Genomic DNA, 26,482 nt, shown 5'->3' with positions numbered 1-26,482 from the left:
GGCACCCACTGACAACGGGTTCCACCTGCACGGACGTTGAACGAACCGGGAAGCGCGCCGTCGCATTCGCGCCATCGGTCGACCGGGAGGGCCCGGGCTCGACGGCCGCACGGCGGGTCAACCGTCCACGGCGGCGACGAGCCGGCGCACGCCCGCCGCGATCCGGGCGGGGGACAGGTGGGCGTACCCCAGGACCAGCCGCACCGCGCCGTCCTCGGACGGCGCGGTGCGGCCGTCGGCCCGGTAGGCCGACAGCGGGCGGATCTCCACGGACGCCTCCCGGGCCCGGTGCAGGAACCGCGCCTCGGGGCCGTACCGCGCGGGGAGCGCCGCGATCAGGTGCAGCCCGGCGGAGATCCCCGTCACCTCGGCACCAGGGAACCCCTCCCGCACCGCCGTGACCAGGGCGTCCCGCCGCTCCCGGTAGGCCCGCCCGCACCGCCGCAACTGACGTTCGTAGCCGCCGCCCTCCACGAACCCCGCCAACACCTCCTGTCCCAGGACCGGGTTGCCCAGGTCCATGGTCCGCTTGCGCGCCACGATCGCGTCCACCCACCCGGTCGGGGCCAGCAACCAGCCGAGCCGCAGCCCCGGGGCCAGCGACTTGCTCACCGACCCCGTGTAGAACACCCGCTCCGGGTCGAGTCCCTGGAGGGCGCCCACGGGGGAGCGGTCGTACCGGAAGTCGCCGTCGTAGTCGTCCTCCACGACCAGCCCGTCCACCTCCCGCGCCCAGTCCAGCAGCGCGGCCCGGCGTGCGGCGGAGTACCCGATGCCGAGCGGGAACTGGTGGGCCGGCGTGGTCACCACGCACCGGGCCCCGGACGAGCCGAGCGGACCGAGCGCCACCCCCTCGTCGTCCAGGGGCAGCGCGACGGTCCGCAGCCCGACCGCCCGGAACAGTTCCGCGTGCGGGGGGCTGCCGGGGTCCTCGACCCCCACCGTTCGCCCGCCCCGCGCGTGCAGCGCGCCCCCGACCAGGGTCAACGCCTGGGCGACTCCGGAGCAGACCACCAACCGCTGGGGGTCGGCGACCACCCCGCGGCGTCGGGCCAGCATCTGTGCCAGGGCGGTGCGGAGCCGGGGCAGCCCTCCGGGATCCGGATAGCCCAGTCCGTCGTGCGCCAGGTCGGCCAGGGCCGTCCGGTGCGCGGCCGTCCACCCGGCGCGCGGGAACAGCGACAGGTCGGGGGTGCCGGGCAGGAAGTCGACGGCCGCGCCGTGCCGCCCCGGTGCGCGGTCCCGTGCGCCGGGGCTCGCGGCCCGAGCGGCGTCGCCCACCCAGGTGCCCGCGCCCCGGTCGCTGCGCAGATAGCCCTCCGCGGCCAGCTGCTCGTACGCCTCCGTCACCAGTCCGCGGGACACCCCGAGGTCGGCGGCCAGATCACGGCTCGACGGCAGTCGGGTCCCGGGGGCGAGCCGCCCGCTGCGGGCGGCCGCGCGCAACGCCGACTGGAGGGCGCGGCCCCGACGGCGGACCGGAGCGGTCACGGCGGGCCTCAGCAACTCCCACACCGGAGTGCCGGGCCCCGCGTCCCGTCCCCGTGCACCGCCATCGGAAGTGGTCCCCGATACGCTCATGGAAGTGGACCTTAAACCGGTCCACCACCGCCCCTAACGTCGCCCCCATGAACGCGAACCCGGTGCTCGGCGCGCTCTCCGCCGCCTTCGCCTGCCTCCTGGTCGGCGGCTCCTTCACGGCCAACAGCCTCCTCGGCGACTACCCCTACGCGGGTGGGCTGTTCCTGCGCTACGGGCTCGCCTTCCTGCTGTTGCTGCCCCTGCTGCCCGCCGGGTCGCTGACCGCGGTCCGAGCCCTGGCGGCCCGTCAGTGGACGCGCCTGCTCCTGCTCGCCGCCCTCGGCATGGTCGGCTTCAACACCGCCGTCCTCGCGGCCGAGCGCACCGCGGAGCCCGCGGTGCCCGGGGTCCTCGTCGGCTGCGCCCCGGTCGTCGTGGCCGTGCTGGTGCCGCTGCTCGCCGGCCGTCGCCCGGGCCGGGCCGTGCTGCACGGCGCCCTGCTGGTGGCCGCGGGGGCCTTCACGGTCCAGGGCTGGGGGCGTACCGATGCGATGGGGCTGGTGTTCTCGGTGGGGGCCCTGGTGGGCGAGGTGGGCTTCGCCGTGCTGGCGGTGCCCGTGCTGCGCCCGCTGGGGCCGGTGCTGTTGTCGGCGGTGGTCTGCGCGTTGGCGGCGGTGGAGTCCGCGGTGGTCGGGCTGGTCGCGGTCGGTGCGGCGGGCGGGACCTGGCTCCGGCCGCCCGACACCACCGAGGCGCTGGCCCTGGGGTGGATGGCCGTGGTGGTCACCGTCGTCGGATTCGTCTGCTGGTACGCCGGCGTGCAGCGGATCGGCGCCGAACGGGCCACGCTGTTCTCCGGGCTGATCCCGGTCGCCGCCGCGGGCACCGCGCCGCTGGTCGGGGCGGGGACCTACGGGGTGCCCCAGGCGGTCGGCAGCGCCCTGGTCGCGGCCGGCGTGGCCCTCGGGGCCGGCCTGCTCGGGGCCCGCGGCGCAGGCTCGCCACCGCCGCCCTCCGCCCCGGAGTCGGCGCCCGTCCGGGCGGCGCGGACGGACGACCGCCGGGGCTGAGCTTCCCCGCGGCGCGGGTTGGACAGCCGCCGCGGGCAGGGGTGGGATGGGGACATGGCCACCGACACCGCGACCGAGGTCTTCGAAGAACACCGTCCCGTCCTGATGGGCGTGGCCTACCGGATGCTGGGCCGGGTGGCCGACGCCGAGGACGTGGTGCAGGAGACCTGGCTGCGGTGGTCGGCCGCCGAGCGGCACGAGGTGCGCGCACCGCGCGGCTTCCTGGTGCGGATCACCACCCGGCTCGCCCTCGACCGGCTCCGCCAGCTGCGGGCCCGCCGCGAGTCCTACGTCGGCCCCTGGCTGCCCGAGCCCCTGATGACCGACTTCGGGCCGGTCCTCCCCGACGGTGCCGAACGGGCCGCGCTGGCGGAGTCCGTGTCGTTCGCCGTGCTGGTGGTGCTGGAGTCGTTGTCCCCGCTGGAGCGCGCGGTGTTCGTGCTGCGCGAGGCGTTCGGCTACCCGTACGCGGAGATCGCTCGGATCCTCGACCGCGGGGAGGCGGCCGTCCGGCAACTCGCCGCCCGGGCCCGGCGGCACGTCGAGGAGCGGCGTCCGCGCTACGAGGTCGATCCCGCCCAGCGCCGTGACCTCACCGAGCGCTTCCTCGCCGCGGCGACCGGCGGGGACTTCGCCGCCTTGTTGTCGTTGCTCGCTCCGGACGCGACCCTGGTCGGCGACAGCGGGGGCAAGAGCCGGGCCCCGCTGCGGGTGATCGCTTCGGCCGACAAGGTGGCCCGTTTCCTGTGGGGGGCGGCCCGCAAGAGCGCGGACGACGGCCTGACCTTCGAGTTCCTCGAACTCAACGGAGGGACCGCGATCCTGGTCCGCAGCGGCGGCGCACCCGATACGGTGTTCCAACTGGACGTTGCCGCTGGTCGCGTCCAGCGCGTCTACATCGTGCGCAACCCGGACAAACTCACCGCCCTGACGTGAGGCGATCCGATGCCGATCCGCCGGGGCGTCCGGGCGGGTGACCGTCGCGGGCATTCGGCGGAAAGTAAAGATTTCGTCATGTGACGGGCCCTGTACGCTATGTGACAGTGGCCTTACGGACGTGTGGGCATCGCTAACACCTCATGAATGTTGTCCGGGCGGAGCCGGGATCGGCACCGCGCCGTTTCAGAATTGGTCTTGACCAAGGGGTGTCTCGGCTCTATCGTCACAGGCATAGTGCAGGAACCTTTAATAAACAAGGGCGCTAAAACGCTTCTGGGACACGGCGATTGCGGAGGACAGGGTGGGGACCACGCAACTGGAGACGGTGCCGGAGCCCAAGTACTGGCACCTGAAGACCGTGCTCACCGAGGCACTCGACTCGGAGTTCACGGTGGGCGAGATCCTGCCCAACGAACGTGAGCTGGCCGCCCGCTTCGGGGTGGCCCGCGCGACCCTCCGGCAGGCGCTGGAGCAGCTCGAACTCGAAGGACGGCTGCAACGCCGCCGGGGCGTCGGCACCACCGTCGCACCGCCGCGGGTCGGGGTGGCCGTGGGCTCCCCCGTCCAGGACTGGCCGGGTGCGCTCGGCGACACCTGGCAGACCGCGGGCGGGGAGACGGACGCACCGCCCCCCGCGATCGCCCGGATGCTGGAGACCCCCGAGGGCGAGGCCGTGCACGTCGTGCGGCGCACCCGGGTCTCCCACGGGCAGCCCGTCGCCGCGGAACTGCTCTACGTCCCCGCCGCGTCCGTTCCGGACCTCTCCGGCATCGACAGCCCGTCCGGCACCGCCCGGGCCCGGGCCGTGCTGCGGGAGCTCCAGCGGCTGGGGCTGGAAGGCCAGGACCGGGCGGTCGAGTTGGGCTCGGCCCGCGCCGACGACGCCCGCGAACTCGACCGGCTGCCCGGCTCCCCGGTGCTCGTGGTCACCACCCGGTTCTTCGCCGCCGGCCGCACCGCCGCGGTCTCCGTGGCCACCTACCGGGCCGACACCTGCCGCCTCACCTTCGGTGACTCGGGCGGCGTCGAAATACACCACGGACCCGAGCGCCAGGCCTCCTGAACGTCCGCGACCGCCGGGACGCCCCACCGTGAAGGGGGGAAAGTCCCGGCGGTTTCGGCTGTCCGGGGCCGACCGGCGCGGTCTCGGCGACCTCCTCATCGGCGTGCGGTGACCGTGCCCTCCACGGCGAACAACTGCTCCTCGACGTGATCGAGCGCCAGCCGCAACGCCCCCGTCGCCACCGCGGCCTCGCCCAGGATCGACAGGGCCACCTTCGGCGCCCGCAGACAGTACCGCTCCAACTCCTGCCGCAACGGCTCCAGGACGTCGTCCAGCCCCGTCGCCCAGCCGCCGACCACCACCATCTCGGGGTCGAGGGCCAGCACCAGGGCGGCCACGTGGTGCACCAGCCGGCGCATGAAGCGGTCGACGGCGGCCCGGGCGCTCGCATCGCCCCGCCGGGCCAGGGCGAAGACCTCCGCCACGGCCTGCTCGTTCAACGGCTCCAGGGGCTTGTCCGTGGTGGACAGCAGCGTCTCGGGCGTCGACTCCCGGCCCAGCAGGTGCAGCGCCCCGATCTCGCCCGCCGCACCACCGAAGCCCCGGTGCAGCCGTCCGCCGATCAGCGCGCCGGCGCCGGGGCTGAGGCCCGCGAGGACGAAGACCATGTCGTCCGAGTCCTTGGCGGCCCCTTTCCAGTGCTCCGCCACCGCCGCCGTGTTCGCGTCGTTCTCCACCAGCACCGGGCACTTGAACGACCTGCGCAGCCGCTCGCCGAGTTGGAGCCCGGTCCAGTCCGGCAGTGCCGTGCCCAGCCGCACCGTTCCGTCCGCCTCGATGATGCCCGGCGTGCCGACCCCGACCGCCCACAGGGAACTGCGGGCCACCCCGGTGCGGCGCAGGGTGTCGGCGACGGTCATGCGCAGGCGTTCCAACCGCTCGTCGGCGGGCGCCTCGACGGTGACCTCCTTGACCCCGGTGCCCAACACCCGGCCGTCCAGGTCGGCCAGGACCACGGCGACCCGGTGCGGGCCGAGTTCCAGGCCCAACAGATGGCCCGCCTCGGAACGGAAACGGAACCTCCGGGCCGGTCGCCCCTGCTTGCGGGTGGTCCCCTCCTCGGCGGCCGTCTCGACCGCCAGGCCCGCCTCGATGAGGCCCTCGACCACACCCTCGACCGTCGGCCGTGACAGACCCGTCCCCCGGGTCACCTCGGTGAGTGTCGCGGAACCCGCCGCACGCAACGCGTGCAACACCACGGCGGAGTTGATCCGCCGCAGGAGAGAGGGGTCTCCGCCGGTCAGCTGCCCCAACGTGTGTCCTCTCAGCTCGTGCTCGTCTGGCCGGATCGTACTCGTCACCGCACGACCACGGCGAGCATCGATGCACTCCCGCAACCTGGTCGGTACGATTTTCTTCCTTCCGCCCGCTCGCACGAGCCGGCGAACACTCCCTACCGGTGCCGCCCGCCGGTGTCCGTCAGCCCGGCGAGACGAACCCCGACTCGTAGGCCGTGATCACCGCCTGGGTGCGGTCCCGCGCCCCCAGCTTCGCCAACACCGCGCTCACGTGCGACTTCACGGTCTCGGTGCCGACCGTCAAGCGGCCGGCGATCTCCGCATTGGACAGCCCCCGCGCCATCAGCCGCAACACCTCCTCCTCCCGGGCGGTCAGCGCCGCGGCACTGAACGCGCGACGTGCGCCGACGGTCCCGTACTCCCGGCCGTGCTCCGCGGCGAGCCGTCTGATCGCGGCCGGGAAGGGCAACGAATCGCCCTCGGCGACGAGCCGGACGGCGTGCACGATCTCCTCCGGGCGCGCCCGCTTCAACAGGAAGCCGTCCGCGCCCACCCGCAGTGCCCCGTACACGTACTCGTCGTTCTCGAACGTCGTCACCATGATGATCTTCGGTGGTTCGGGAACCGTCCGCAAGACCGCGCGCGTGGCTTCGATCCCGTCCATCAACGGCATCCGGACGTCCATGGCCACCACATCGGGGCGAAGCGTGCGCACCAGTGGGATCACGGCGGCCCCGTCACCCGCCTCGCCGACCACCTCGATGTCCGGCTGCGCCTCCAACACCGCGCGCAGACCGGCACGCACCAGCGGCTCGTCATCGACGAGCAGGACCTTCAGGGGCATGCACTCACCCTACGGGCCCGCCACCCCCGCCGAACCACCGGGGACGACCCGACGGGGCCGGCGGACCCGTACCGGCCACGGAGCCCGTGGCTCGGTCACCCGCGGGCCCCCGCAGGGGCAGGCGGGCTCCCACCCGCCACTCCCCGCCCACCGGGCCGGTCTCCGCCCGGCCGCCGAGCAGCGCCGCCCGCTCCCTGATCCCGCGCAGACCGCTGCCGCCCCGCTCGCCGAGGGATCCGCCGCCGTCGCCCGCCGGCAGCGGATTGACCACCTCCAGTTCCACCCGGTCGTCGAGCACCGCGATCCGGACCCGCACCGGGACCGGCCCGGCGTGGCGCACCACGTTCGTCAACGACTCCTGGAGCATCCGGTAGCACTCGCGCGACACCGGGCCCGGCAACCGGTCCACCGCGCCGGTCACCGAGGCGTCGACCGGCGCGCCGGCCGCCCGGGCGGAGGCGAGCAGGCGCTCGGCCTCGGTCAGGGCGGGACGGGCGCTGGCCGGCCGCTCGGGCTCCCGCAGGATCAGCAACACCCGCTCCAGGTCCTCCAGCGCGGCCCGGCCGGTCTCCTCGATGGCGGCCAGCGCCCGCTCCGTGAACCCCGGGTCCCCGGCCGTCCGGGCGGCACCCGCCTGCACCACCGCCACCGACAGCGCATGGCCGATCGAGTCGTGCAGTTCGTGGGCGATCCTGCTGCGCTCCAGCAGGCGCTCGGTGCGCTCCTCCAATTCGGCGAGCCGCTGCGCCGGCGAGGGGCCCAGCAACCGCCCGGCCGCCGCCGCGACCCCCGCCCCGAGCACGATCACCCCGCCGAACAGCACCACCAGCGGCACCGGGAGCAGCAGCAGCGCCCGCCACCTCCCCTCGGGCTCCCACAGCAGCGGTGCGCCCTCGTCGGCGGAGCCCCCGCCGGCCACCGCCACCAGCGAGATGAACTGGGGCAGGCACAGCAGCGACAGCGTGGCCGTGAGGCAGCCCGCCTCCAGCCGCACCACCACCCACAGGGAGGTACGCGCCCGCTCCGCCCACGAAGCCGACGGCGCGGCGCTGATCCGCGGTGCCCGCGCGGTCCTCCCGCCCCCGCGGGCATGGGGCCCGGGGAACAGCATCAGCTGTGCCTGGAGCCCCTCCACCCGACGCATCAGCGGGATCAGCCCGATCGCCGCCGCCGGCACCGTCGGGATGAGCACCGCCTGGAGCCACGTGGTCCACGTCATGTCGGTGTAGCCCGGCAGCACGAACCCCGACACCACCGCGAACGCCGCACCGAGCAACAGGTGCAACCAGCGGGTGTACGTGACGGCCCGCCCGAGCGGACGCGCCGTCGTCCGCGCCGCCCGCCCGACCCGTCGCAGGAGCCGGGGGACGGAACGGACGGAGCGTCGGGAGGACATGCCGGCATCGTGCCAGCCGGCCCCGGGCGCCGAATCCCCCGGGCGGGGGAGCCGGACTCCTCCCGCGGGGGAGGCACCGCACCCCTCGGGCGGGCCAGGCTGGCGCCATGAACAGCATCGACGTGCGTGACCTCACCAAGGTCCACGGAGGGAAACGGGCCGTGGACGGTCTGACGTTCTCGGTCCGGCCCGGCAAGGTCACCGGCTTCCTCGGCCCCAACGGTTCGGGGAAGTCGACGACCCTGCGCCTGATGCTCGGGCTGGACCGGCCCACCCGGGGCACCGCCACCATCGCCGGCACCCCCTACGCAGCGCTGGACGATCCGCTGCGCCGGGTGGGCGCCCACCTCGACCCCCAGAGCGCGCACGGCTCGCGCACCGCCCGGAACCACCTGCTGACCCTCGCGGTGAGCAACCGACTGCCCGCCAGCCGGGTCGACGAGGTGCTGTCCCGCACCGGGCTCGCCAGCGTCGCCCGGCGGCGGGTGCGGACCTTCTCGCTCGGCATGCGCCAGCGCCTCGGCATCGCCGCCGCCCTGCTCGGCGATCCGGCCGTGGTGGTCCTGGACGAGCCGGCCAACGGCCTCGATCCCGAAGGGATCATCTGGATCCGCGAGTTGATGCGTCACCTGGCCGGCGAGGGGCGCACGGTCCTGGTCTCCAGCCATCTGATGACCGAGACCGCCGGCTTCGCCGACCACCTGATCGTGCTGGGCGGCGGCAGGCTGCTGGCCGACGCACCGTTGGGGGAACTCCTCGCCGGCGGCGCCCCGCGCACCCGGGTGCGCACCGACCACCCCGCCCGGCTCGCCGAGCTGCTCGCCGCGGCGGGCCACCGCATGGTCCGCGCACAGGAGGACGGCTGGACCGTCGAAGGAGTCGAGGCCGCCCGGGTCGGGGCGCTGGCCGCGGACGGGGGAGTGGCCCTGCTGTCCCTCGCCGACGAGAAACCCTCCCTGGAGGAGGCGTACCTCGCCCTCACCGCCGACAGCGCCGAGTACACCGCCCTCGCCGACCCCCGCCAGGAGGTATGACATGTCGCCCACCGCCGTCCTGCACGCGGAGTGGATCAAGATCCGTTCCCTCCGCGCCAGCCTCGGCTCCCTGCTGGCGCTGGCCGTGGTCACCCTGGTGATCACGGCGCTCGTCCTCGGGTCCCTGGACCCCACCGACGGATCACCCGTGCACGACGACCCCCTGCTGCGGGCCTTCTACGCCCTCAACTTCGCCCAGGTCGCGGCGCTCGCCTTCGGCACCACGGCGATGTCCTGCGAGTACGCCCACCACGCGCTGCGCCTCTCCCTCACCGCGGTGCCGCGCAGGGACCTCTTCTACCTGGCCAAGGCCGCCGTCATCGGGGCCGCCGCCCTGTTGGTGGGGGCGGTGACCGTGTTCGGGAGCTTCTTCCTCGGCCAGGCGCTGCTGGGGGAACACGGCATCGGCATCGGCGACCCCGGTGCGCTGCGCGCCTGCCTCGGGGGCGCGGTCGGCCTCGCCCTGACCGCCCTGCTGGCCACCGGGGTGACGACACTGCTGCGCAGTGGCATCGCCACCCTCAGCATCCTCATCCCGCTGTTCCTGATCCTGTCGTTCGTGATCGGCGACACCGCCGGGGGCGCCGCCGAGTTCCTGCCCGACCGGGCGGGCCGCCAGATCCTGCACACCGATCCCGAGGGTGCGCTCGGCCCGTGGTCCGGCCTCGGGGTGCTGGCCCTGTGGGCGCTCGCGGCCCTGTGCGCCGGATGGTGGTCGCTGCGCCGGCGGGACGCCTGACGCGCCGCCGACCGGGGCCTCAGTCTTCGGCGGCCTCGCGCAAGCGGCCGTACTCCCCGGCCATGGCGGCGGCCGTCCAGCGCGCGTTCAGCCCGCCGGGATTGGGCAGCACCCACACCCGGCTGCCGACGGTGGCGGCCTCCTGCGGTCCGATCGCGGCCCGCCGGTCACCGAAGGCGGCGCGGTAGGCGGTGACCCCGACCACGGCCAGCCAGGAGGCCGCAGCCGGGCCACCTCCGCCGTCAGACGGGCGGGCAATCCCTTCTGAGGGGCGGTGGCGCACAGGCCCGACCGGCGGGCCTGTGCGTTCAGGCAGTGTGCTTGCCCGAACGGTCCTTCTTGGGCGGACGGGCTAACGCCGCGCTCCGTAGTGGGTGCAAGCTGGGGGCGAGTCGACGCCAGTGGGAGGACCTCGTGCGGGCGCAGCACAACGAAAAGAAGACCGGGCAGGCGCCCGCAGGCCCCACGGGCGCCGGGCACCGACCGGTTCAGGGGCCCGTTCCGCTCGGCTTGTCGGCGCAGCGCCTGCTCGCCCTGCAAGCCACCGTCGGCAACGCCGCGGTGGTCCAACTGCTGCGCCGAGCTGGACGAGCCGGCCAGGGTGGTCACGAGGACCCGCACCAGCACGGTGCCGGCTGCGGCCACCAGCAGGCCGAACAGGCCGCCGTCCAACGCTCCGCCGTGCACCGCGTGCTGCGCAGCGGCGGCCGGCCGCTCGACGCCGCCACCCGCAGCGACATGGAGAGCCGCCTCGGCGCCGACTTCGCCAACGTCCGGATCCACGACGACAGCGCGGCCAGGGCCTCCGCCGCCGAAATCGGTGCCCGGGCCTACACCTCCGGGAACCACATCGTGATCGGCAACGGAGGCGCCGACCGGCACACCCTCGCCCACGAGCTCACTCACGTCATTCAGCAGCGACAGGGGCCGGTGGCCGGCACTGACAACGGCGCGGGCCTCAAGGTCTCCGACCCCTCGGACCGCTACGAGCGGGAGGCAGAGGCCAATGCCACCCGGGTGCTGGCCGGCGGCCCGGCGGTGGTGCAGGGCTCCGGGCAGCACGTTCCGGCGGCGGGTGCGGAGGCCGTCCAGCGGGTCACGATGCAGGACGAGCCGGCCGTCCTCAGCAGTTTCACCCCTTCCAAGGCCGGCACTTCCGCCCTGCACGGGGTGCCGATCCAACGCCCGACGAAGGTGACCGGCCGGATCAGGCGGACCGGGACGGCGGGCCGCCCCGGCGCGCCCAACCCGCTCGCGGTCACGAGTCTGCACGCCCAGTACCGCCAGGCGGTGGCCGCCGGCCAGGCCACCGGCTCGCTGGCCGAGGCCGAGGTCTGGGCCGAGCTCTTCGGCGGCGCGGGGTACGACCGCGGTCACGTCATGGGCCTGGAAGTCGGCGGGCTGGACGTCTCCGAGAACATCGTGCCGCAGTGGTCCCTCAACCAGCAGTCCGGCGCCTGGCGGAAGATCGAGAAGGACATGACGGCCGCAAGCAACGGAGACGACGTCGAGTTCAACGTCACCTACGCATCGGCCACCGGCCACTATCAGACCGTCATGGTGCCCAAGGAGATCTCGGCCCGGGTCACCTCCCGGGCGACCGGCCAGTCGGGCAGCCTGACCTGGGACAACGGGCCGGACGACAACGACCTGTTCAGGGCCGGTGCCAGCCCGGACGATCGGCGCAGCGCGTTCAACGAGACGAAGGCCAAGCTCGGGCTCGCCACGAGCTCGGTGCTGACCGAAGCCCAGATGGACGAGTTCGCACTCAAGATGATCACCTACCCCAAGGCACTCGAACGATCGTACCGGGACTACGAACGGGCCCACACGAGCGGAGTCCCGCAGAAGCCCAGCCAACTCGCCGTCTACTGGGACGAGTACACGAAGTCGGACGTGCCGAAGAAGAACCGCACCAAGTTCATCCAGGAACTCGTGAACGCCAAGCTGGTCGCCAAGGGTCAGGGCAGTTACCAGCTCCTCCAGTAACCGTCAGCAGCCGTGCCGGGGACCGGTGCGCAGGTGAGGGTCCGTCATGTCCGGATGTGACGGCAGGCGTCATTGCCCGCGCCGGAACACCCGGGCCAGGGACGGACGCGTGTCCAGCATCCGCCACGTGATCGTCGCGGGTCAGTTCCTCCACCGCCCTCATCTTGTCCTTCGGCTCGACCTGAGGGTGAAGTGCAGAGAAGCAGCACCGGCCAGAACCGGTTGCCGGGACGGGCGAAGCGGTGGCCCGTCGCGGCCGTCAGCAGCCCCGGGTTGATGCCGCAGAACAGCAACCGGAGGCCGTCCGCGGTCACGTCGGGGACGAGACGGTCGCGGGCGGCCTCCAACTCGGCGGGGGACGGGAGGGTCAGAGGATCGCCCCGGGGGCGTAGCCGGCGGCCTCGGGGAACCGCTTGGCGACCTCGTCCACCCGGGACACCACGGCGGCGACCTGCTGGCCGGCGGCGCCGGTGAAGGACAGCTTGTCGGCCATCAGCGCGTCCAGCGCGGCACGGTCCAGCGGGAGGCGGTCGTCGGCGGCGAGCTTGTCCAACAGCTCGTTGCGCTCGGCGCCGCCCTCGCGCATCGCCAGCGCCGAGGCCACCGCGTTCTCCTTGATCGCCTCGTGCGCCAACTCCCGGCCCACCCCGGCCCGCACGGCGCCCATCAGCACCTTCGTCGTGGCGAGGAACGGCAGGTAGCGGTCCAGCTCGCGCGCCACCACCGCGGGGAACGCGCCGAACTCGTCCAGCACGGTCAGGAAGGTCTCCAGGAGCCCGTCCAGGGCGAAGAACGCGTCCGGCAGCGCGACCCGGCGCACCACCGAGCACGACACGTCGCCCTCGTTCCACTGGTCGCCCGCCAGCTCGCCCGTCATGGACGCGTAGCCGCGCAGGATCACCATCAGGCCGTTGACCCGCTCGCAGGAACGGGTGTTCATCTTGTGCGGCATCGCCGAGGAACCGACCTGGCCCGGCTTGAACCCTTCGGTGACCAGCTCGTGCCCGGCCATCAGCCGGATCGTCTTCGCCAGCGAGGACGGGGCCGCCGCGAGCTGCACCAGCGCGGTGACGACCTCGTAGTCCAGGGAACGCGGGTAGACCTGGCCCACCGAGGTGAACGCGTGCGAGAAGCCGAGGTGCGCGGCGACCCGCTGCTCCAGTTCGTCCAGCTTGGCGCTGTCCCCGCCCAGCAGGTCCAGCATGTCCTGGGCGGTGCCCACCGGGCCCTTGACTCCGCGCAGCGGATAGCGGGTCAGCAGCTCCTCGACCCGGGCGAACGCCACCAGCTGCTCGTCGGCGGCGGTCGCGAAGCGCTTGCCGAGGGTGGTGGCCTGCGCGGCCACGTTGTGCGACCGGCCCGCCATCACCAGCTCGGCGTACTCCCCGGCCAGCTTGCCGAGGCGGGTCAGCACCGCGACCGAACGGTCCCGGACCAGCTCCAGCGAGAGCCGGATCTGGAGCTGCTCCACGTTCTCGGTCAGGTCCCGGGAGGTCATGCCCTTGTGGACGTGCTCGTGTCCGGCGAGCGCGTTGAACTCCTCGATCCGGGCCTTCACGTCGTGCCGGGTGACCCGCTCGCGCTCCGCGATCGACGCCAGGTCCACCTGGTCGAGGACCCGCTCGTAGTCGGCGAGGGCTTCGTCCGGGACGGCGATGCCCAGGTCCTTCTGGGCCCGCAGCACGGCCAGCCAGAGCTGTCGTTCCAATCGCACCTTCCGCTCGGGGGACCAGAGGTCCGCCAGTTCCGCGGAGGCGTAGCGTCCGGCGAGGACGTTGGGGATACGGGGCTTCGAAGGCGCAGCAGTCACGTGGAGGGAGTCTACTGGGCGAAACCTCTCGGCCGACGCCCCGGTGGCCCTCGGAGGAAGCTACGAACCCGCGGTGCGCCCCTCGTAGGGCAGCAGGTCGGGGCGCTTGGGCGGTCGACCGTCCCCGGAGGAGCGGCCGGTGAGGCGGCGACCGATCCACGGGGCCAGGTGTCGACGGGCGAACCGCAGGTCCGCCGCCCGGCGGGCGCCCCAGGGGACCGGGGCGGCCGGGGGCAGCGGGGTGCGCCAGTCGAACGAGGCCGGGAGGCCGAGGGCCTCGCCGACCGCCTCCGCGGTCCTGCGGTGGCCCTCCGCGGTGAGGTGCAGCCGGTCCGGGTCCCACATCCGCGGATCGGAGAGGACCGGCGCCCCGTAGAGGTCCACGACCGTCGCGCCGTACCGGGCCGCGAGGTCGTCGACGACGGTGAACAGCTCCTCCATCCGGGGCCGGAACCGTTCCAGCACCGGTCCGCGGCGACCGGGGCTGCGCATCAGCACCAGCCGGCCGCAGTGCGGTGCGAGCCGGGCCACCGCCTCCTCCAGGTGGCCGCGGATCCGCCCCATGTCGCACGAGGGCCTGAGGGCGTCGTTCAGACCGCCCACGAGGGTCACCACATCGGCGCGCATGCCGGCCGCCGCCTCGACCTGCTCGGCGACGATCTGACCGATCAACTTGCCCCGCACTGCGAGGTTCGCGTACCGGAATTCGGAGTTCCGAAGGGCCAGCCGGGCGGCCAGGAGATCGGCCCACCCCCGGTAGGAGCCGTCGGGCAGCCGGTCCGACATGCCCTCGGTGAAGCTGTCCCCGACGGCGACGAAACTGGTGTAGGCGGGGGTCGTGTCCATAGCGCTGCGATGGTAACGCGCCGGTGGGGTGCCGCCCGGCGCACCGGACGGCACCCCACCGGGCGGTCACGCGGGCTGGCCGAACAGCTCCCGCAGCACGTCCTCCATCGTCACCAGACCCGCCATCTTCCCGTCCGCGCCGAGCACGGCCGCCAGATGGGTGCGGCTGCGCCGCATCGCGGTCAGCACGTCGTCCAGCGGGGTCGTCGCCCGCACCCGGGCGATCGACCGCATGTCCTTGACCTGGAAGGGAAGGTCACGGGGGGTGACGTCGAGGGCGTCCTTGACGTGCAGGTAGCCCACGATCCGACGGTTGTCGTCCACCACCGGGAACCGGGAGAAACCCGAGTGGGAGGACAGCTCCTCCAACTGTTCCGGAGTGACCCCGAGGTGGGCGTAGACCACCCGTTCCAAGGGGAGCACCACGTCGTTCACCGGGCGGCGCCCCAGCTCCAGGGCGTCGTGCAGCCGTTCCTGGGCGCGGTCGTCGATCAGTCCCGCGTTCCCGGAGTCCTTCACCATCCTGGCCAGCTCGGTGTCCGAGAACGAGGCCGTGACCTCGTCCTTGACCTCCACCCGCATCAGGGTGAGCAGGGCGTTGGCGAAGGCGTTGATGGTGAAGATCACCGGGCGCAGGGCGCGGGCGACGGCCACCAACGGCGGACCGAGGAGCAGCGCGCTGCGCACCGGCTCGGCGAGCGCGATGTTCTTCGGGATCATCTCGCCCAGCAACATGTGCAGGTACGTGGCCACGGTCAGCGCGATCACGAAGGCGATCGGGTGCACCAGCCCGTGCGGCACCCCCACCGCGTCGAAGACCGGTTCGAGCAGATGGGCGATGGCGGGCTCGGCGACGATGCCGAGGACCAGGGTGCACAGCGTGATGCCCAGCTGCGCCGCCGCCATCAGCGCCGACACGTGCCGCAACCCCCACAGCACGCTCCGTGCGCGGCGGTCGCCCTCCTCGGCGTGCGGTTCGATCTGGCTGCGGCGCACCGAGATCAGGGCGAACTCGGCGCCGACGAAGAAGGCGTTCGCCACCAGGGTGGCCAGGCCGATCAGCAACTGGACGACGGTCATCGTCGGCCTCCCTCGTAGGGCTCGTCCCGGTCGGCGCCCGTGCCGGTGTCGGGGGGCGCGTGCATCAGCAGGCGCGCGGCCCGGCGTCCGGAGGCGTCGAGCACGTCGAGCCGCCAACCGGCGACCTCGACCCGGTCCCCGGCGGCGGGGATGCGGCCCAGCTCGGTGGCGACCAGACCGGCGAGCGTCTCGTAGGGCCCGTCCGGGGCGCGCAGCCCGACCCGGGCGAGCTGGTCGGTGCGGGCCGAGCCGTCGGCGGTGTACAGCACCCGGCCGTCCTCGTCCTCACCGGCCGGCGCGAGGTCGGGCGTCTCGTCCGGGTCGTGCTCGTCGTGCACCTCGCCCACCACCTCCTCGACGATGTCCTCCAGGGTGGCGACCCCGGCCGTACCGCCGTACTCGTCGATGACGACGGCCATGGTCCGCTTGCCCGACAACCGGTCCAGGAGGCGGTTCACGGTCAGTGACTCGGGGACCAGCAGCGGTTCGCGCATCAGCGCCGAGACGGGCTCCCGCGGGCGCCGCTCGGCGGGGATCGCGAGGACGTCCTTGATGTGCACGACCCCGACCACCGTGTCGAGGTTGCCCCGGTAGACCGGGAACCGGGACAGCCCGGTGGCGCGGGTCGCGTTGGCGACGTCCTCGCAGGTGGCCTGCGCCTCCAGGGCCATGACCTGGACCCGCGGGGTCATCACGTTCTCCGCCGTGAGGTCCGCGAGGTTCAGCGTGCGGACGAACAGCTCGGCCGTGTCGGCCTCCAGCCGTCCCTCCTTCGCGGAGTGCCGGGCCAGGGCCACCAGCTCCTGCGGGCCGCGCGCGGACGCCAGCTCCTCGGTGGGCTCCATGCCCAGGCGCCGCACCACGCGGTTGGCGGTGTTGTTCAGGTGGGTGATGAGCGGGCGGAACGCGGCACTGAACACGCGCTGCGGGGTGGCCACCCACTTGGCGATGGCCAAGGGGGACGAGATCGCCCAGTTCTTGGGGACCAGCTCGCCGACCACCATCAGGAACACGGTCGACAGGGCGGTGCCCAGGACCAGGGCCAGGGAGGAGGCGACCGATGCGGAGATCCCGATGCCGCGCAGCGGGCCGGAGATCAGCTTGGCGATGGACGGCTCCGAGAGCATGCCCACGATGAGGTTGGTGACGGTGATGCCGAGTTGGGCGCCGGAGAGCTGGAAGGTCAGGTTCTTGACGGCCTTCAGGGCGCTGGCGGCCCCGCGCTCACCGCGCTCCACGGCCTGTTCCAGCTCGCCGCGCTCCACCGTGGTCAGGGAGAACTCCGCCGCGACGAAGGCGCCACAGGCGAACGACAGCAGGATCGCCACCCCGAGCAGGAGCACTTCGGTCATCGGGTCACCTCCGTCCCATGATCGGGCAGGAGCGGGGGAAACGCGCGATGTCTACTACTGGGAGGCTCGCCCATGGGCGGACGCTCACACCTTTCTGATCAGGGGGTGGGCCACCCACCTATACGGGTGGCACCCCTCATCGTAAAGGGTGCGCAAAGCCCCGTTCCGTCCCGCGCACGACGAATCGGTGCGCGACGGTCCCGACCGGGCGCGCCGCGCCCGTGGTGCGGCAACCGTCCCGACGCCGGCGCGCGCCGGATCAACCGTCGAGATTTCCCGTGCGCGCACCCCGCCGCACGGCTAGGGTGTGCGGCATGAAGCGCGCTGCCATGACGACGACGCCGGAGAGTGTCCCGGCGCGCTGACCACTGTCTGAGTCCGAAGCCCCGGGGCGAGTGCCCCGGGGCTTCGGCTTGCGGTCGCTCGCCCGGTGAACCGCGAGGAGACCGCCGTGCACGACCACCGCAAGCTCGGCCGCGAGCTGGGCCTGTTCGACACCGACCCGTTGATCGGTGCGGGACTGCCCTACTGGCCGCCCGCCGGCGCTGCCGTACGGCACGCCCTGGAGGAGTACGTCCGTACCGCCGAGCAACGGGCCGGCTACCAGCACGTGTACTCGCCGGTGCTCGGCAAGCGGGAGCTGTACGAGCTCTCGGGCCACTGGGCGCACTACAGCGACGACATGTTCCCGCCGATGCGCCTCGGCGGCGAGCAGGTCGTGCTCCGGCCGAGCCTGTGCCCCCATCACGCGCTGATCTACCGCTCCCGGTCCCGCAGCTACCGCGAACTGCCCCTGCGCCTGGCCGAACTGGGCGGCATGTACCGTTCCGAACTCTCCGGCGTCCTCGGCGGACTGACCCGGGTGCGGGCCATCACCCTCAACGACGCGCACGTCTTCTGCACCCCGGACCAGGTCGCCGCGGAAGCACGGGCGGCGCTGGAGATGATCCGCCGGGCGTACCGGGCCCTCGGCATCACCCCGACCCGCTACCGGCTCTCCCTGCCCGGACCCGGCGGCAAGTACGTGGCCGCGCCCGAGAAGTGGGAGCGTTCCGTCGCCCTGCTGATCGAGGTGCTGGACGCCTCCGGACTGCCCTACGAGGCGGCTGAGGGCGAGGCCGCCTTCTACGGCCCCAAGATCGACGTCCAGGTGGCCGACGGCTCCGGTCGGGAGTCCACCCTGTCCACCGTCCAGGTCGACTTCCACCAGCCCGAGCGGTTCGACCTCCACTACATCGGCGCGGACGGGGCCGAACACCGTCCGGTCATGGTCCACCGCAGCATCGTCGGCAGCGTCGAACGGGCCGTGGCACACCTCGTGGAACAGCACGGCGGCGCGCTCCCCGCCTGGCTGGCCCCCGTCCACCTGGTGGTCCTGCCGGTCTCCGACGCCGAGGCGCCGCACGCCGAGGCGTTCGCCCGGCGGTGCGCGGAGCGGGGACTGCGGGTCGAGGTGGCGGGAGCGGACCGGGGGAGTCTGGGGGCCCGGATCCGGACCGCCCGGCTGGTCCCCTACCAGGCCGTCATCGGCGCCCGGGAGGCCGCCGCCGGTCGGGTCGCCCTGCGGCTGCGCGACGGCCGTCGGATCGACCCCGGGCCGATCGACGACGCCCTCGCCCGGATCGGTGCGCTCGTCGACGCCCGCACCACCGGGTTGTGGGAGGACGCCACCGAACGGGCGGCGTAGCGGTGGCGCCGGCCGCCGGCGGTCAGCCCGCGGTCGGCGCCAGCCCGGACGGCGCCGGCCAGCGGGCGGTGAAGGCCGCCGCGTCCCAGACACCGTCCAAGCGGGGCGCCAGCCAGTGCGCAGCCGCGCTCCGGAAGGCGGCCGGCTGCCACCCGCCGACCCCCGCCGGCACCGCGCCCAACAGCGGGGCGCCCGCCGCCTCCGGCAGGTCGCCGAGGTTGCAGCGCGCGGCGAGGTCCGCCTCCGCGGGCCAACTGCCCACCACCACGCCCAGCGGCTCCACGCCGCGCACCCGCAGCGCCTCCGCGGTGAGCGCGGTGCTGTTCAGCGTGCCGAGCCCCGCCGGGGCCACGACCAGCACGGGCGCGTCCAACAGCCGGGCGGCGTCGGCCAGGGTGTCGCCCGCGTCGTCGAAGCGGACGAGCAACCCGCCGGCGCCCTCCACCAGGACCAGGTCGTGGTGGAGGGCGAGGTGCCGGGCGGCCCGGGCCGTCGCCCGGGCCCCGACCGGGGCGGCCCCGGCCCGTCGGGCGGCCGTCGCCGGGGCCAAGGGCTCCGGATAGCGAGCGAGTTCACGCGCCGTCACCGGGCCGGCCAGCCGCGCCGCCTCGGCGGCGTCCCCCGGTTCCCCGGGCAGCACTCCCGTCTGGGCGGGCTTGAGGACGGCGACCGACCGCCCGGCGGCCACCGCCGCCGCCGCGACCGCCGCCGTGGTGACCGTCTTGCCGACCTCCGTGCCCGTTCCCGTCACGACCAGGATCGCCATGCCCCGCTCCCATCCGCAGTTCGTCCGTGTGGCCCGCTCCCGTCCGGGACGGGGCCTGCGTCAGCCCGCCCGGGCCGCCGCGCACACCGCCCGCCCGATCCGGGCCAGGTCCTCGTCGCCGGTCACGTACGGCGGCATCGTGTAGACCAGGTCGCGGAAGGGCCGTAGCCACACGCCCTCGCGCACCGCCGACCGGGTCGCCGCGGCCAGGTCGACGGGACGGTCCAACTGCACCACCCCGATCGCGCCCCGCACCCGCACGTCCCGCACCCCGGGCAGCGCCCGCGCCGGGGCCAGTGCCTGGTGCAGGCCCGACTCGATGCGCTTGACCGTGGTCCGCCAGTCCTGGGCGAGCAGCAGGTCGATGGAGGCGGAGGCGATCGCCGAGGCGAGGGGATTGCCCATGAAGGTGGGGCCGTGGGCCAGCACCGGGACCTCGCCGCGGGAGATCCCCCGGGCCACCCGCGAGGTGCACAGCGTCGCCGCCATGGACAGGTAGCCGCCGGTCAACGCCTTGCCCAGGCAGAGCACGTCCGGGGTGACCCCCGCGTGGTCGGCGGCGAACAGTTCGCCCGTGCGACCGAAACCGGTGGCTATCTCGTCGAACACCAGCAGCACGCCGTGTTCGTCGCACGCCTCCCGCAGCACCCGTAGGTACCGCGGGGGGTGGAAGCGCATGCCGCCCGCTCCCTGGACCACCGGCTCCACGATCACCGCGGCCACCTCGTCGGCGTGCCGGGAGACCAGCGCCCGCAGGTGGTCGGCGTACCCCTCGTCGTACTCGGCGGGGGGAGCGTCCGCGAAGACCTGACGGGGCAGCACCCCCGACCACAGGGAGTGCATGCCGCCGTCCGGGTCGCACACGGCCATCGGCTGCCAGGTGTCCCCGTGGTACCCGCCGCGCCAGGTCAACAACCGCTGCTTCGCGGGGCGACCGAGGGAACGCCAGTACTGGAGGCACATCTTGACCGCGACCTCCACCGACACCGAGCCGGAGTCGGACAGGAACACGTGCTCCAGGCCTGCGGGGGTGAGGTCGACGAGTTGCTTCGCCAGGCGCACCGCCGGCTCGTGGGTGAGCCCGCCGAACATCACATGGCTCATCCGTCCGAGCTGTTCGTGCGCCGCCCGGTCGAGGACCGGGTGCCGGTAGCCGTGGATCGCCGACCACCAGGACGACATCGCGTCCACCAGCACGTCGGGGCCGCCCAGCCGCCGGCCGCACCCTTCGGCGAGCCGCAGCCGCACCCCCTCCGCCTCCACCACCACCAGCGGTTCCTGCTCGCCCGGCATCGGAGCGTACGGGTGCCAGACGTGCCGACGGTCCAGCTCCACGAGCTCCCGCACCGAGCCCGGCAGGGCGCCCGGCTCAGGCATTGGGGGCCAGGTCGGTGCCGGGGCCCCGGCGGCGCACCGCCACCAGGTCGGGCCGGGCGGCCTGCGGTTCCGCCTCGGGGCCGGCGGGCTCCGCACGTCCGCAGGGGCCGCAGCCGCCGGCCGTCGCCGGGTCGGCAGCGGCCCGGGGACCGGCCTCCTCGGCCGACCCGCAGCCACCGCCGCGCGAGCCGCAGCCGCCGCCCGCAGGCGCCGCCCGGTGCTCGGGCAACGTCACCCGGTCCGCGCCCTCCACCTCGAACCCGGCGTCGGCGATCATGTCCAGGTCGGCCTTGCCGGCCTGGCCCTCGCTGGTCAGGTAGTCGCCCAGGAAGATCGAGTTGGCCAGGTGCAGCGCCAGCGGCTGGAGGCTGCGCAGGTGCACCTCCCGGCCGCCCGCGATGCGCACCTCCACGTCGGGGCAGACGAACCGGGCCATCGCCAGGATGCGCAGGCACCGCTGCGGCGTGAGGTTCCACTCCTTCGCCAGTGGGGTCCCCTCGAACGGGATCAGGAAGTTCACCGGCACCGAGTCCGGGTCCAGCGCGCGCAGCGCGAACACCACGTCGACCAGGTCGGCGTCGCTCTCGCCCATCCCGGCGATGAGCCCCGAGCACGCGGAGAGGCCCGCCGCGTGGGCCTTGCGGACGGTGTCCACCCGGTCCGCGTAGGTGTGGGTGGAGGTGATCCGTTCGTAGGTCCCCTCCGAGGTGTTGAGGTTGTGGTTGTAGGCGTCGGCACCGGCCTCCCGCAACCGCTCCGCCTGACCGTCCGACAGCAGCCCGAGGCAGGCGCACACCTCGACGTCCTCGTGCCGGTCCTTGATCGCCCGGATGGTGTCCGAGACCCGGTCCACGTCCCGGTCGGTCGGACCGCGTCCGCTCGCCACCAGACAGACCCGCTTGGCCCCGCCGGCGAGCCCGGCCGTTGCCGCCTCGGTCGCCTGCTCGGGCTTCAGCCAGGTGTACTTGAGGATGCCGGCGGTCGACCCGAGCCGCTGGGAGCAGTAGGAGCAGTCCTCGGGACACAGCCCGGACTTCAGGTTGACCAGGTAGTTGAGTTTCACCCGTCGGCCGAACCAGTGACGGCGCACCCTCCCGGCCGCGGCCACCACGTCGAGCACCTCGTCGTCGGACGTCGCCAGTACCGCGAGCGCCTCGTCCCGGGTCGGCAGTTCGCGCCGCAGTCCCTTGTCCACCAGCGTGTTCAACAGGTCCATGGTGCCGATCCTGGCCTACGCCACCCCACGCGGCCAAGGAGGCATCTGACAACCCTGGCGCATCGATGTGTGGGTATCACCACATGCTGGCGCGGGGATTGGGCCGTTAGGGTCTGTGCACTGCCTACAAAACCACCGTCCGCCCGGACCCGGCTCCGTCGGGGCGCCCCGACGCGGGCGCACCCCACCGCCGGAGGCCGTAGATGAGGGCATCGCCGTTCGACTGGCTCGACGCCCAGGCCGACCGGCGGCGGGCCGCCGGGCTGGTGCGGGTGCTGCGCCCCCGGCCCCTCGACTCGCCGCTGCTGGACCTCGCGGGCAACGACTACCTGGGGCTGACCCGGCACCCCGGGGTGACCGCCGCCGCCGCGGAGGCGGCCCGGTGCTGGGGCGCCGGCGCCACCGGTTCCCGGTTGGTCAGCGGCACCACCGCCCTGCACGCCGAACTGGAGGACGAACTCGCGGCCTTCTGCGGCTTCGAGGCCGCGTTGGTGCTGTCCTCCGGTTACGCGGCGAACCTGGCCGCGCTCACCGCCCTGGCCCCGGCCGGCACCCTGATCGTCTCCGACGCGGCCAACCACGCCTCGCTGATCGACGGCTGCCGGCTGGCGCGCGGCACCACCCGGATCGTCGCGCACGCCTCGCCGGACGCGGTGCGCACCGCGCTCGCCGAAGGCCCCGGACCCGCCCTCGCCGTCACCGACTCGGTGTTCTCGGTGGACGGGGAGGCCGCCCCGCTCCGCGAACTGTCCGCCGTCTGCCGGGCGGCGGGCGCCGGGTTGCTGGTGGACGACGCGCACGGCCTCGGGGTCCTCGGCTCCGGCGGTCGGGGCGCCCTGCACGCGGCGGGGCTCGCCGGCGCAGAGGACGTCGTCGCCACGGTGACCCTGTCCAAGGCGCTCGGCAGCCAGGGCGGGGCGGTCCTCGGGCCCGCCCGGGTCATCGCCCATCTGGTCAACACGGCCCGTACGTTCATCTTCGACACCGGCCTCGCCCCCGCTGCGGCGGGGGCCGCCCTGGCCGCCCTGCGCGTGCTGCGCGCCGAGCCCGACCGGCCGGCCCGGGCCCGCGCGGTCGCGGGCCTGCTGCACGACCTGCTGTCCGGGGCGGGGTGCGCCGTGGCGCGCCTCGATGCGGCGGTGGTGTCCGTGCGCGCCCCGTCGCCCGAGGCGGCGGTCCGCTGGGCGGCCGAGTGCCGTGCCGAGGGGCTGGCCGTGGGGTGCTTCCGTCCGCCCTCGGTACCGGACGGCGTCTCCCGGCTGAGGTTGACCGCCCGTGCCGACCTCACGGACGCCCAGGTGCGCCGGGCGGTGCGGGTGGTGGTGGAGCGGGCTCCGGCGGGCGCGCTGGCGTGAGCAGACGCGCCTGGGCGCTCACTGCCGCTCGGGCGCCGCTCCGTGCCGCAGTCGGTGCCTGAGCACCCGCCAGGGCAGGACCAGCCACAGCCCCGTGCAGACCAGCAGGGTGCCCGCGCCGGCGGCCACCCCGCCGGCCCGGCCCACCGCCACGTCGACGGAGAGCAGGACCGAACCGGTGAGCGCCAGGGACAGCACGCCCAGACCGAGTTCGGTGATGCGGGACGACACCCGCACGATGTCGGGCTTGGCGCCGCGGTGGAAGAGGTAGCGGTGGATGGCGGCGGGGGCCGTGAACAGGGCCGCCGCGAGGACGGCCAGGCACAGGGAGACCACGTAGGCGGTGCGCTGGACGGTGTCCAGCGTGGGGAAGCGGGGGGTGAACGCCAGGGTCAGGAGGAAGGCGAAGAGGATCTGCACCCCGGTCTGGGTGACCCTGAGTTCCTGGAGGAGTTCGCCGAAGTTCCGATTGGTCCGCTGGATCGGGGTCTCGGAGGGCGGAGCGCCGGGCCGGTCGTCAGTCATGTCTCATGGGTAACCGGAAGCGCACCCGCCCAGCGGGGCCCGAAGGGGTGGGGGACGCACCGGTGCGTCCCCCACCCCTTCGGGCGGTCGGCACACGCCTCAGCGTATGCACCGCTCAGTTCGTGGCATCGCTCACCGCACCCGTCCGTACTTGACGCTCTTGGTCCAGATCTTGGAGAGGCGTACCACGTCGCCGGTTTTCGGCGAGTGCCAGATCTTGCCGCTGCCGGCGTAGATGCCGACGTGGTAGACGTTCCGGCCCGAGTAGAAGAAGACCAGGTCGCCCTTGGCGCGGTTGCCCGCGCTCACGCGCTTGGTCTTGTTGTACTGGGCCGCTGCGGTACGGGGCAGGGTCTTGCCCGCCTTCTTGTACGAGTACATCGTGAGCCCGGAGCAGTCGAACCTGTAGGGCCCCGTCGCGCCGTACCGGTAGGGAGCGCCCTTCTTCGAGGCGGCCACCTTGAGTGCCTTGGTCGCGGGCGTCGCGGCGGACGCCTCCGTGGCGCCGCCGGGGGCCACTATGGTCCCTCCCACGGCGGCGAGGGTGAGTGCCGAGGCCGCGGAGGCCATGGTCAGCAGCGACGGAACACGATTGAGCGCAGTCATTGCGCAACCCTTCGTCAGCCGCCTGTGAAGGATGACCTGTCGGGTTCGGGCAGGCGAAGATGCCCGGCCGCTGACGCGGCTTCACCCCAAGGGCCGTCCGGATCGCTCCGACGGCCCGGCTTGCTCGGGTCCTCCACTCCTGCCGTCCACTCCTGTCGACCTGGCGTCCGGGCGGCGGCAGGACTCGGCGTCCGCCCGGACCGCCCCGCCGCTGTGGCGGGGGCTTGTCGTCGGAAGGGATCTTCACGCATGACCATCGGAAAAACCGAACGTTACCGCTGGTTTGTGAGTCTCCTCACCCCTGGCCCGTTCGGGTGGACAGTCGTCCCGCAAGAGCGGGTGACGGGTGCCTGACGACCCCGGTACCAGCGGCGAAACGTCGATTGCCCACTATGGAGTGGACGAACCGCGCAAGTCGGGCCCTTGGAAACGTCTACTCCGGGATCCGCTGTTCGTGGTACCCCGTTTGGGCCGTTTCCGGCTCTGCCCGGACGCCGGGTCAGTTCTGCTCCGGTGGGAGCCCGACGCGTGCCGCCCGGCGCACCCCGTCCAGGGTGCGCAGCGCACGGGCCAGCGTGTCGGCGCACAGCCGGCTCTCGCCGCGCTGGTGCATCAGCGCCAGCGCGTCCCGCAGCACCACGGCCGTGCTGACCAGCGCCTGCGCGGCGCGCAGGCCGCGATAGGTGTCGTCGCCGCGCGCCGGATTGATCCGCCCGAGGAGGTCGACCGCCTCCAGGTAGCGGTCGATCACCTCCCCCTCGGCCCGGGTGAGGGCCGGCAAGGGCGGGAGGTCGGGAAGCACGACCGCCTACCGGGCGGGCGGGGCGGGCGGCGTGCTGCCGGCGCGGGTGGTGACGATCCGGTCCACGAGGCCGTACTCCAGGGCCTGGGCGGCGTCGAGGAACCGGTTCCGTTCGAGGTCGGCCGCCACCCGTGCGCGGCTGCGTCCGGTGTGCCGCACCAGCAGTTCCTCCATCAGATCGCGTCGGCGCCGGAGTTCCCGGGCCTGGATCGCCAGGTCGTCGACCTGGCCCCGTAGCGGTTCCGGCAGCGCGGGTTGATGGATCGTCGCCCGCGCCCCGGGCAGCGCCAGCCGTTTGCCGGGGGTGCCCGCCGAGAGGAGGACCGCCGCGGCGGACACGGCCTGCCCCAGGCAGATGGTCTCCACGTCGCAGCTGAGGTAGCGCAGGGTGTCGTAGATCGCGGTCATGGCGGTGAACGAGCCGCCGGGCGAATTGATGTACAGCGAGACGTCCCGCTCGGGGGCCGCGTGCTCCAGGTGCATGAACTGGGCGATCACGTCGTTCGCGGCGGCGTCGTCGATGGGGGTGCCCAGGACGACGATGCGCTCTTCCAGCAGCTTTCCGTACGGGTCGAGGGTGCGCCGGCCGCCGGGGGCGCGCTCGGTGAACCGGGGGAGGACGTGACGGGCGCGGGGGCGCGCGGAAGCCGTGGCCACGAGCGGGCACCTCTCTGTAAAAAATGTACAGGATGTACATGTCGTTAGAATGGGAGCATGGCTCACGAGATCCCGGTCACGCAAGCACGTGCCGAACTGGCCGACCTGATCAACCGCGTGGTGTACGGCGGCGAGACGGTGGTGCTCACCCGGCACGGCAAACCGCTCGTCGCCCTGGTGTCGGCGGATGACCTGCGCACACTCGATGAGTTCCGGGAGCGGGAGGACGGGGCGGCGGTCAGCACCGTCACCCCGCTGTCCCCGCTGCCGTCCGCTCCCGGCGAACGCCAGCGCTTCGGGATCACGGCCGAGTACCGGGGCCCCGAGACCCAGTAGCGCGTCTACGCGCCCCCTGGCAAGACTTCGCGCCCGCGCACACCAAATCGTGTCGTGGGCGCGTTCGTGTGCGGAGGGCCGTGCGTCGCCCTCCCGGTCGGGCCACCCGTTCGGGGGGAGGGGGGCGTGCGCCGGGGCGCACCGAGGGAAACCGACCGCACGGTCCGTTCCGTCGGCGAGAGCGGACGGGCCCGGAGGCTCCGGCTCTCCTGCACGACGGCGGGAACGGCGGTG

The 26,482-nt window shown here is 73.6% G+C and carries 24 protein-coding genes, 2 pseudogenes and 1 riboswitch; of the genes and pseudogenes, 9 read left to right on the top strand and 17 right to left on the bottom strand.

The window, feature by feature from the left end:
- Positions 1-117 precede the first annotated feature (117 nt).
- Positions 118-1,581, bottom strand: a complete 1,464-nt coding sequence (gene pdxR, locus ABT092_RS18115) for a MocR-like pyridoxine biosynthesis transcription factor PdxR (RefSeq protein ID WP_351244919.1) — start codon at positions 1,579-1,581, stop codon at positions 118-120.
- Positions 1,582-1,628: 47 nt separating this feature from the next.
- Between pdxR and ABT092_RS18110 the strand changes: the two genes are divergently transcribed.
- From ABT092_RS18110 to ABT092_RS18100, 3 genes are all read left to right on the top strand, one after another.
- Positions 1,629-2,591, top strand: coding sequence for an EamA family transporter (locus ABT092_RS18110; protein WP_351244917.1), 963 nt, complete (start codon positions 1,629-1,631; stop codon positions 2,589-2,591).
- A gap of 54 nt (positions 2,592-2,645) precedes the next feature.
- Complete coding sequence (locus ABT092_RS18105; RefSeq protein WP_351244915.1) at positions 2,646-3,527, top strand: RNA polymerase sigma-70 factor; 882 nt, start codon at positions 2,646-2,648, stop codon at positions 3,525-3,527.
- A 304-nt stretch (positions 3,528-3,831) separates the two neighbouring features.
- On the top strand, positions 3,832-4,593 hold the full coding sequence (locus ABT092_RS18100; protein WP_351244913.1) for a GntR family transcriptional regulator: 762 nt from the start codon (positions 3,832-3,834) through the stop codon (positions 4,591-4,593).
- Between the two features lie 95 nt (positions 4,594-4,688).
- Here ABT092_RS18100 and ABT092_RS18095 read toward each other — a convergent pair whose 3' ends face one another.
- The 3 genes from ABT092_RS18095 to ABT092_RS18085 all read right to left on the bottom strand — a co-directional run bounded on the left by ABT092_RS18095 (position 4,689) and on the right by ABT092_RS18085 (position 8,071).
- Positions 4,689-5,846: an ROK family transcriptional regulator gene (locus ABT092_RS18095; RefSeq protein ID WP_351244911.1), complete on the bottom strand. Its 1,158-nt coding sequence runs from the start codon at positions 5,844-5,846 to the stop codon at positions 4,689-4,691.
- 166 nt (positions 5,847-6,012) lie between these two features.
- Positions 6,013-6,675, bottom strand: a complete 663-nt coding sequence (locus tag ABT092_RS18090; protein ID WP_351244910.1) for a response regulator transcription factor — start codon at positions 6,673-6,675, stop codon at positions 6,013-6,015.
- Positions 6,676-6,679: 4 nt separating this feature from the next.
- Entirely contained in the window at positions 6,680-8,071 is a 1,392-nt protein-coding gene (locus ABT092_RS18085) for a sensor histidine kinase (RefSeq protein WP_351244908.1), read from the bottom strand.
- 107 nt (positions 8,072-8,178) lie between these two features.
- On the opposite strand from ABT092_RS18085, the gene ABT092_RS18080 reads away from it, so the two are divergent.
- Positions 8,179-9,105: an ABC transporter ATP-binding protein gene (locus ABT092_RS18080; protein ID WP_351244906.1), complete on the top strand. Its 927-nt coding sequence runs from the start codon at positions 8,179-8,181 to the stop codon at positions 9,103-9,105.
- 1 nt (position 9,106) lies between these two features.
- Positions 9,107-9,844 carry an ABC transporter permease gene (locus ABT092_RS18075; RefSeq protein WP_351244904.1) on the top strand — a complete coding sequence of 246 codons (738 nt, stop codon included), beginning with the start codon at positions 9,107-9,109 and terminating at the stop codon, positions 9,842-9,844.
- Positions 9,845-9,863: 19 nt separating this feature from the next.
- Here ABT092_RS18075 and ABT092_RS31030 read toward each other — a convergent pair.
- Positions 9,864-10,336 (bottom strand): annotated as a pseudogene (locus tag ABT092_RS31030) (uracil-DNA glycosylase family protein).
- Here ABT092_RS31030 and ABT092_RS18065 point away from each other — a divergent pair.
- Entirely contained in the window at positions 10,259-11,833 is a 1,575-nt protein-coding gene (locus tag ABT092_RS18065) for an eCIS core domain-containing protein (protein ID WP_502968456.1), read from the top strand. The pseudogene ABT092_RS31030 and the gene ABT092_RS18065 overlap by 78 nt on opposite strands.
- 203 nt (positions 11,834-12,036) lie before the next feature.
- On the opposite strand, the pseudogene ABT092_RS18060 reads toward ABT092_RS18065, so the two are convergent.
- The 5 genes and pseudogenes from ABT092_RS18060 to ABT092_RS18040 form a co-directional block, all read right to left on the bottom strand.
- A pseudogene (locus ABT092_RS18060) lies at positions 12,037-12,204 on the bottom strand (uracil-DNA glycosylase family protein); the annotation flags it as partial.
- Positions 12,201-13,643: an adenylosuccinate lyase gene (purB, locus tag ABT092_RS18055; protein WP_351244900.1), complete on the bottom strand. Its 1,443-nt coding sequence runs from the start codon at positions 13,641-13,643 to the stop codon at positions 12,201-12,203. The gene purB and the pseudogene ABT092_RS18060, both read right to left, overlap by 4 nt.
- 60 nt (positions 13,644-13,703) lie before the next feature.
- Positions 13,704-14,489, bottom strand: a complete 786-nt coding sequence (locus ABT092_RS18050) for an SGNH/GDSL hydrolase family protein (protein ID WP_351244898.1) — start codon at positions 14,487-14,489, stop codon at positions 13,704-13,706.
- 66 nt (positions 14,490-14,555) lie between these two features.
- Positions 14,556-15,569, bottom strand: coding sequence for a hemolysin family protein (locus ABT092_RS18045; protein WP_351244896.1), 1,014 nt, complete (start codon positions 15,567-15,569; stop codon positions 14,556-14,558).
- Positions 15,566-16,921, bottom strand: a complete 1,356-nt coding sequence (locus ABT092_RS18040) for a hemolysin family protein (protein WP_351244894.1) — start codon at positions 16,919-16,921, stop codon at positions 15,566-15,568. Before ABT092_RS18040 ends, ABT092_RS18045 begins: the two co-directional genes overlap by 4 nt.
- 430 nt (positions 16,922-17,351) lie before the next feature.
- On the opposite strand from ABT092_RS18040, the gene thrS reads away from it, so the two are divergent.
- Positions 17,352-18,608 (top strand): threonine--tRNA ligase, encoded by a 1,257-nt coding sequence (thrS, locus tag ABT092_RS18035; protein ID WP_351244892.1) that lies wholly within the window; start codon positions 17,352-17,354, stop codon positions 18,606-18,608.
- 22 nt (positions 18,609-18,630) lie between these two features.
- Here the strand turns inward: thrS and bioD are convergent, their stop codons facing one another.
- From bioD to bioB, 3 genes are read right to left on the bottom strand one after another with little or no spacing between them, the layout of a single operon-like run.
- Positions 18,631-19,374, bottom strand: coding sequence for a dethiobiotin synthase (bioD, locus tag ABT092_RS18030; RefSeq protein WP_351244890.1), 744 nt, complete (start codon positions 19,372-19,374; stop codon positions 18,631-18,633).
- A gap of 60 nt (positions 19,375-19,434) precedes the next feature.
- Positions 19,435-20,751 carry an adenosylmethionine--8-amino-7-oxononanoate transaminase gene (locus ABT092_RS18025; RefSeq protein ID WP_351244888.1) on the bottom strand — a complete coding sequence of 439 codons (1,317 nt, stop codon included), beginning with the start codon at positions 20,749-20,751 and terminating at the stop codon, positions 19,435-19,437.
- Positions 20,744-21,967 (bottom strand): biotin synthase BioB, encoded by a 1,224-nt coding sequence (bioB, locus tag ABT092_RS18020; protein ID WP_351244886.1) that lies wholly within the window; start codon positions 21,965-21,967, stop codon positions 20,744-20,746. The genes ABT092_RS18025 and bioB overlap by 8 nt, the downstream gene beginning before the upstream one ends.
- Before the next feature lie 203 nt (positions 21,968-22,170).
- On the opposite strand from bioB, the gene ABT092_RS18015 reads away from it, so the two are divergent.
- Positions 22,171-23,322 (top strand): 8-amino-7-oxononanoate synthase, encoded by a 1,152-nt coding sequence (locus ABT092_RS18015; RefSeq protein WP_351244884.1) that lies wholly within the window; start codon positions 22,171-22,173, stop codon positions 23,320-23,322.
- An 18-nt stretch (positions 23,323-23,340) separates the two neighbouring features.
- On the opposite strand, the gene ABT092_RS18010 is transcribed toward ABT092_RS18015, so the two are convergent.
- The 4 genes from ABT092_RS18010 to ABT092_RS17995 all read right to left on the bottom strand — a co-directional run bounded on the left by ABT092_RS18010 (position 23,341) and on the right by ABT092_RS17995 (position 25,912).
- Entirely contained in the window at positions 23,341-23,847 is a 507-nt protein-coding gene (locus ABT092_RS18010) for a DUF6328 family protein (protein WP_351244882.1), read from the bottom strand.
- A 132-nt stretch (positions 23,848-23,979) separates the two neighbouring features.
- Positions 23,980-24,453: a C40 family peptidase gene (locus ABT092_RS18005; protein WP_351244880.1), complete on the bottom strand. Its 474-nt coding sequence runs from the start codon at positions 24,451-24,453 to the stop codon at positions 23,980-23,982.
- Positions 24,454-24,457: 4 nt separating this feature from the next.
- Positions 24,458-24,629: riboswitch (cyclic di-AMP (ydaO/yuaA leader) on the bottom strand.
- Between the two features lie 323 nt (positions 24,630-24,952).
- Positions 24,953-25,255, bottom strand: coding sequence for a hypothetical protein (locus tag ABT092_RS18000; protein WP_351244878.1), 303 nt, complete (start codon positions 25,253-25,255; stop codon positions 24,953-24,955).
- Positions 25,256-25,261: 6 nt separating this feature from the next.
- Positions 25,262-25,912, bottom strand: a complete 651-nt coding sequence (locus ABT092_RS17995) for an ATP-dependent Clp protease proteolytic subunit (RefSeq protein WP_351244876.1) — start codon at positions 25,910-25,912, stop codon at positions 25,262-25,264.
- A 57-nt stretch (positions 25,913-25,969) separates the two neighbouring features.
- On the opposite strand from ABT092_RS17995, the gene ABT092_RS17990 reads away from it, so the two are divergent.
- Positions 25,970-26,248 carry a type II toxin-antitoxin system Phd/YefM family antitoxin gene (locus ABT092_RS17990; RefSeq protein WP_351244874.1) on the top strand — a complete coding sequence of 93 codons (279 nt, stop codon included), beginning with the start codon at positions 25,970-25,972 and terminating at the stop codon, positions 26,246-26,248.
- The last annotated feature ends 234 nt before the right edge of the window (positions 26,249-26,482 follow it).

Source organism: Streptomyces sp. NPDC002490 (assembly GCF_040296045.1).
Taxonomy (GTDB): Bacteria; Actinomycetota; Actinomycetes; order Streptomycetales; family Streptomycetaceae; genus Streptomyces.
This window is presented reverse-complemented; position numbering and strand designations above follow the sequence as displayed.

What these genes read in the sequence shown, in the direction of transcription:
- bioD (WP_351244890.1), bottom strand. Translation starts at nt 19,374, where the DNA reads ATGGCGATCCTGGTCGTGACGGGAACGGGCACGGAGGTCGGCAAGACG.
- ABT092_RS18080 (WP_351244906.1), top strand. Translation starts at nt 8,179, where the DNA reads ATGAACAGCATCGACGTGCGTGACCTCACCAAGGTCCACGGAGGGAAA.
- ABT092_RS18075 (WP_351244904.1), top strand. Translation starts at nt 9,107, where the DNA reads ATGTCGCCCACCGCCGTCCTGCACGCGGAGTGGATCAAGATCCGTTCC.
- bioB (WP_351244886.1), bottom strand. Translation starts at nt 21,967, where the DNA reads ATGGACCTGTTGAACACGCTGGTGGACAAGGGACTGCGGCGCGAACTG.
- ABT092_RS18005 (WP_351244880.1), bottom strand. Translation starts at nt 24,453, where the DNA reads ATGACTGCGCTCAATCGTGTTCCGTCGCTGCTGACCATGGCCTCCGCG.
- ABT092_RS18110 (WP_351244917.1), top strand. Translation starts at nt 1,629, where the DNA reads ATGAACGCGAACCCGGTGCTCGGCGCGCTCTCCGCCGCCTTCGCCTGC.
- ABT092_RS18050 (WP_351244898.1), bottom strand. Translation starts at nt 14,489, where the DNA reads ATGGACACGACCCCCGCCTACACCAGTTTCGTCGCCGTCGGGGACAGC.
- ABT092_RS18025 (WP_351244888.1), bottom strand. Translation starts at nt 20,751, where the DNA reads ATGCCTGAGCCGGGCGCCCTGCCGGGCTCGGTGCGGGAGCTCGTGGAG.
- ABT092_RS18090 (WP_351244910.1), bottom strand. Translation starts at nt 6,675, where the DNA reads ATGCCCCTGAAGGTCCTGCTCGTCGATGACGAGCCGCTGGTGCGTGCC.
- ABT092_RS18015 (WP_351244884.1), top strand. Translation starts at nt 22,171, where the DNA reads ATGAGGGCATCGCCGTTCGACTGGCTCGACGCCCAGGCCGACCGGCGG.
- ABT092_RS18045 (WP_351244896.1), bottom strand. Translation starts at nt 15,569, where the DNA reads ATGACCGTCGTCCAGTTGCTGATCGGCCTGGCCACCCTGGTGGCGAAC.
- ABT092_RS18085 (WP_351244908.1), bottom strand. Translation starts at nt 8,071, where the DNA reads ATGTCCTCCCGACGCTCCGTCCGTTCCGTCCCCCGGCTCCTGCGACGG.
- ABT092_RS17990 (WP_351244874.1), top strand. Translation starts at nt 25,970, where the DNA reads ATGGCTCACGAGATCCCGGTCACGCAAGCACGTGCCGAACTGGCCGAC.
- ABT092_RS18040 (WP_351244894.1), bottom strand. Translation starts at nt 16,921, where the DNA reads ATGACCGAAGTGCTCCTGCTCGGGGTGGCGATCCTGCTGTCGTTCGCC.
- ABT092_RS18105 (WP_351244915.1), top strand. Translation starts at nt 2,646, where the DNA reads ATGGCCACCGACACCGCGACCGAGGTCTTCGAAGAACACCGTCCCGTC.
- pdxR (WP_351244919.1), bottom strand. Translation starts at nt 1,581, where the DNA reads ATGAGCGTATCGGGGACCACTTCCGATGGCGGTGCACGGGGACGGGAC.
- ABT092_RS18010 (WP_351244882.1), bottom strand. Translation starts at nt 23,847, where the DNA reads ATGACTGACGACCGGCCCGGCGCTCCGCCCTCCGAGACCCCGATCCAG.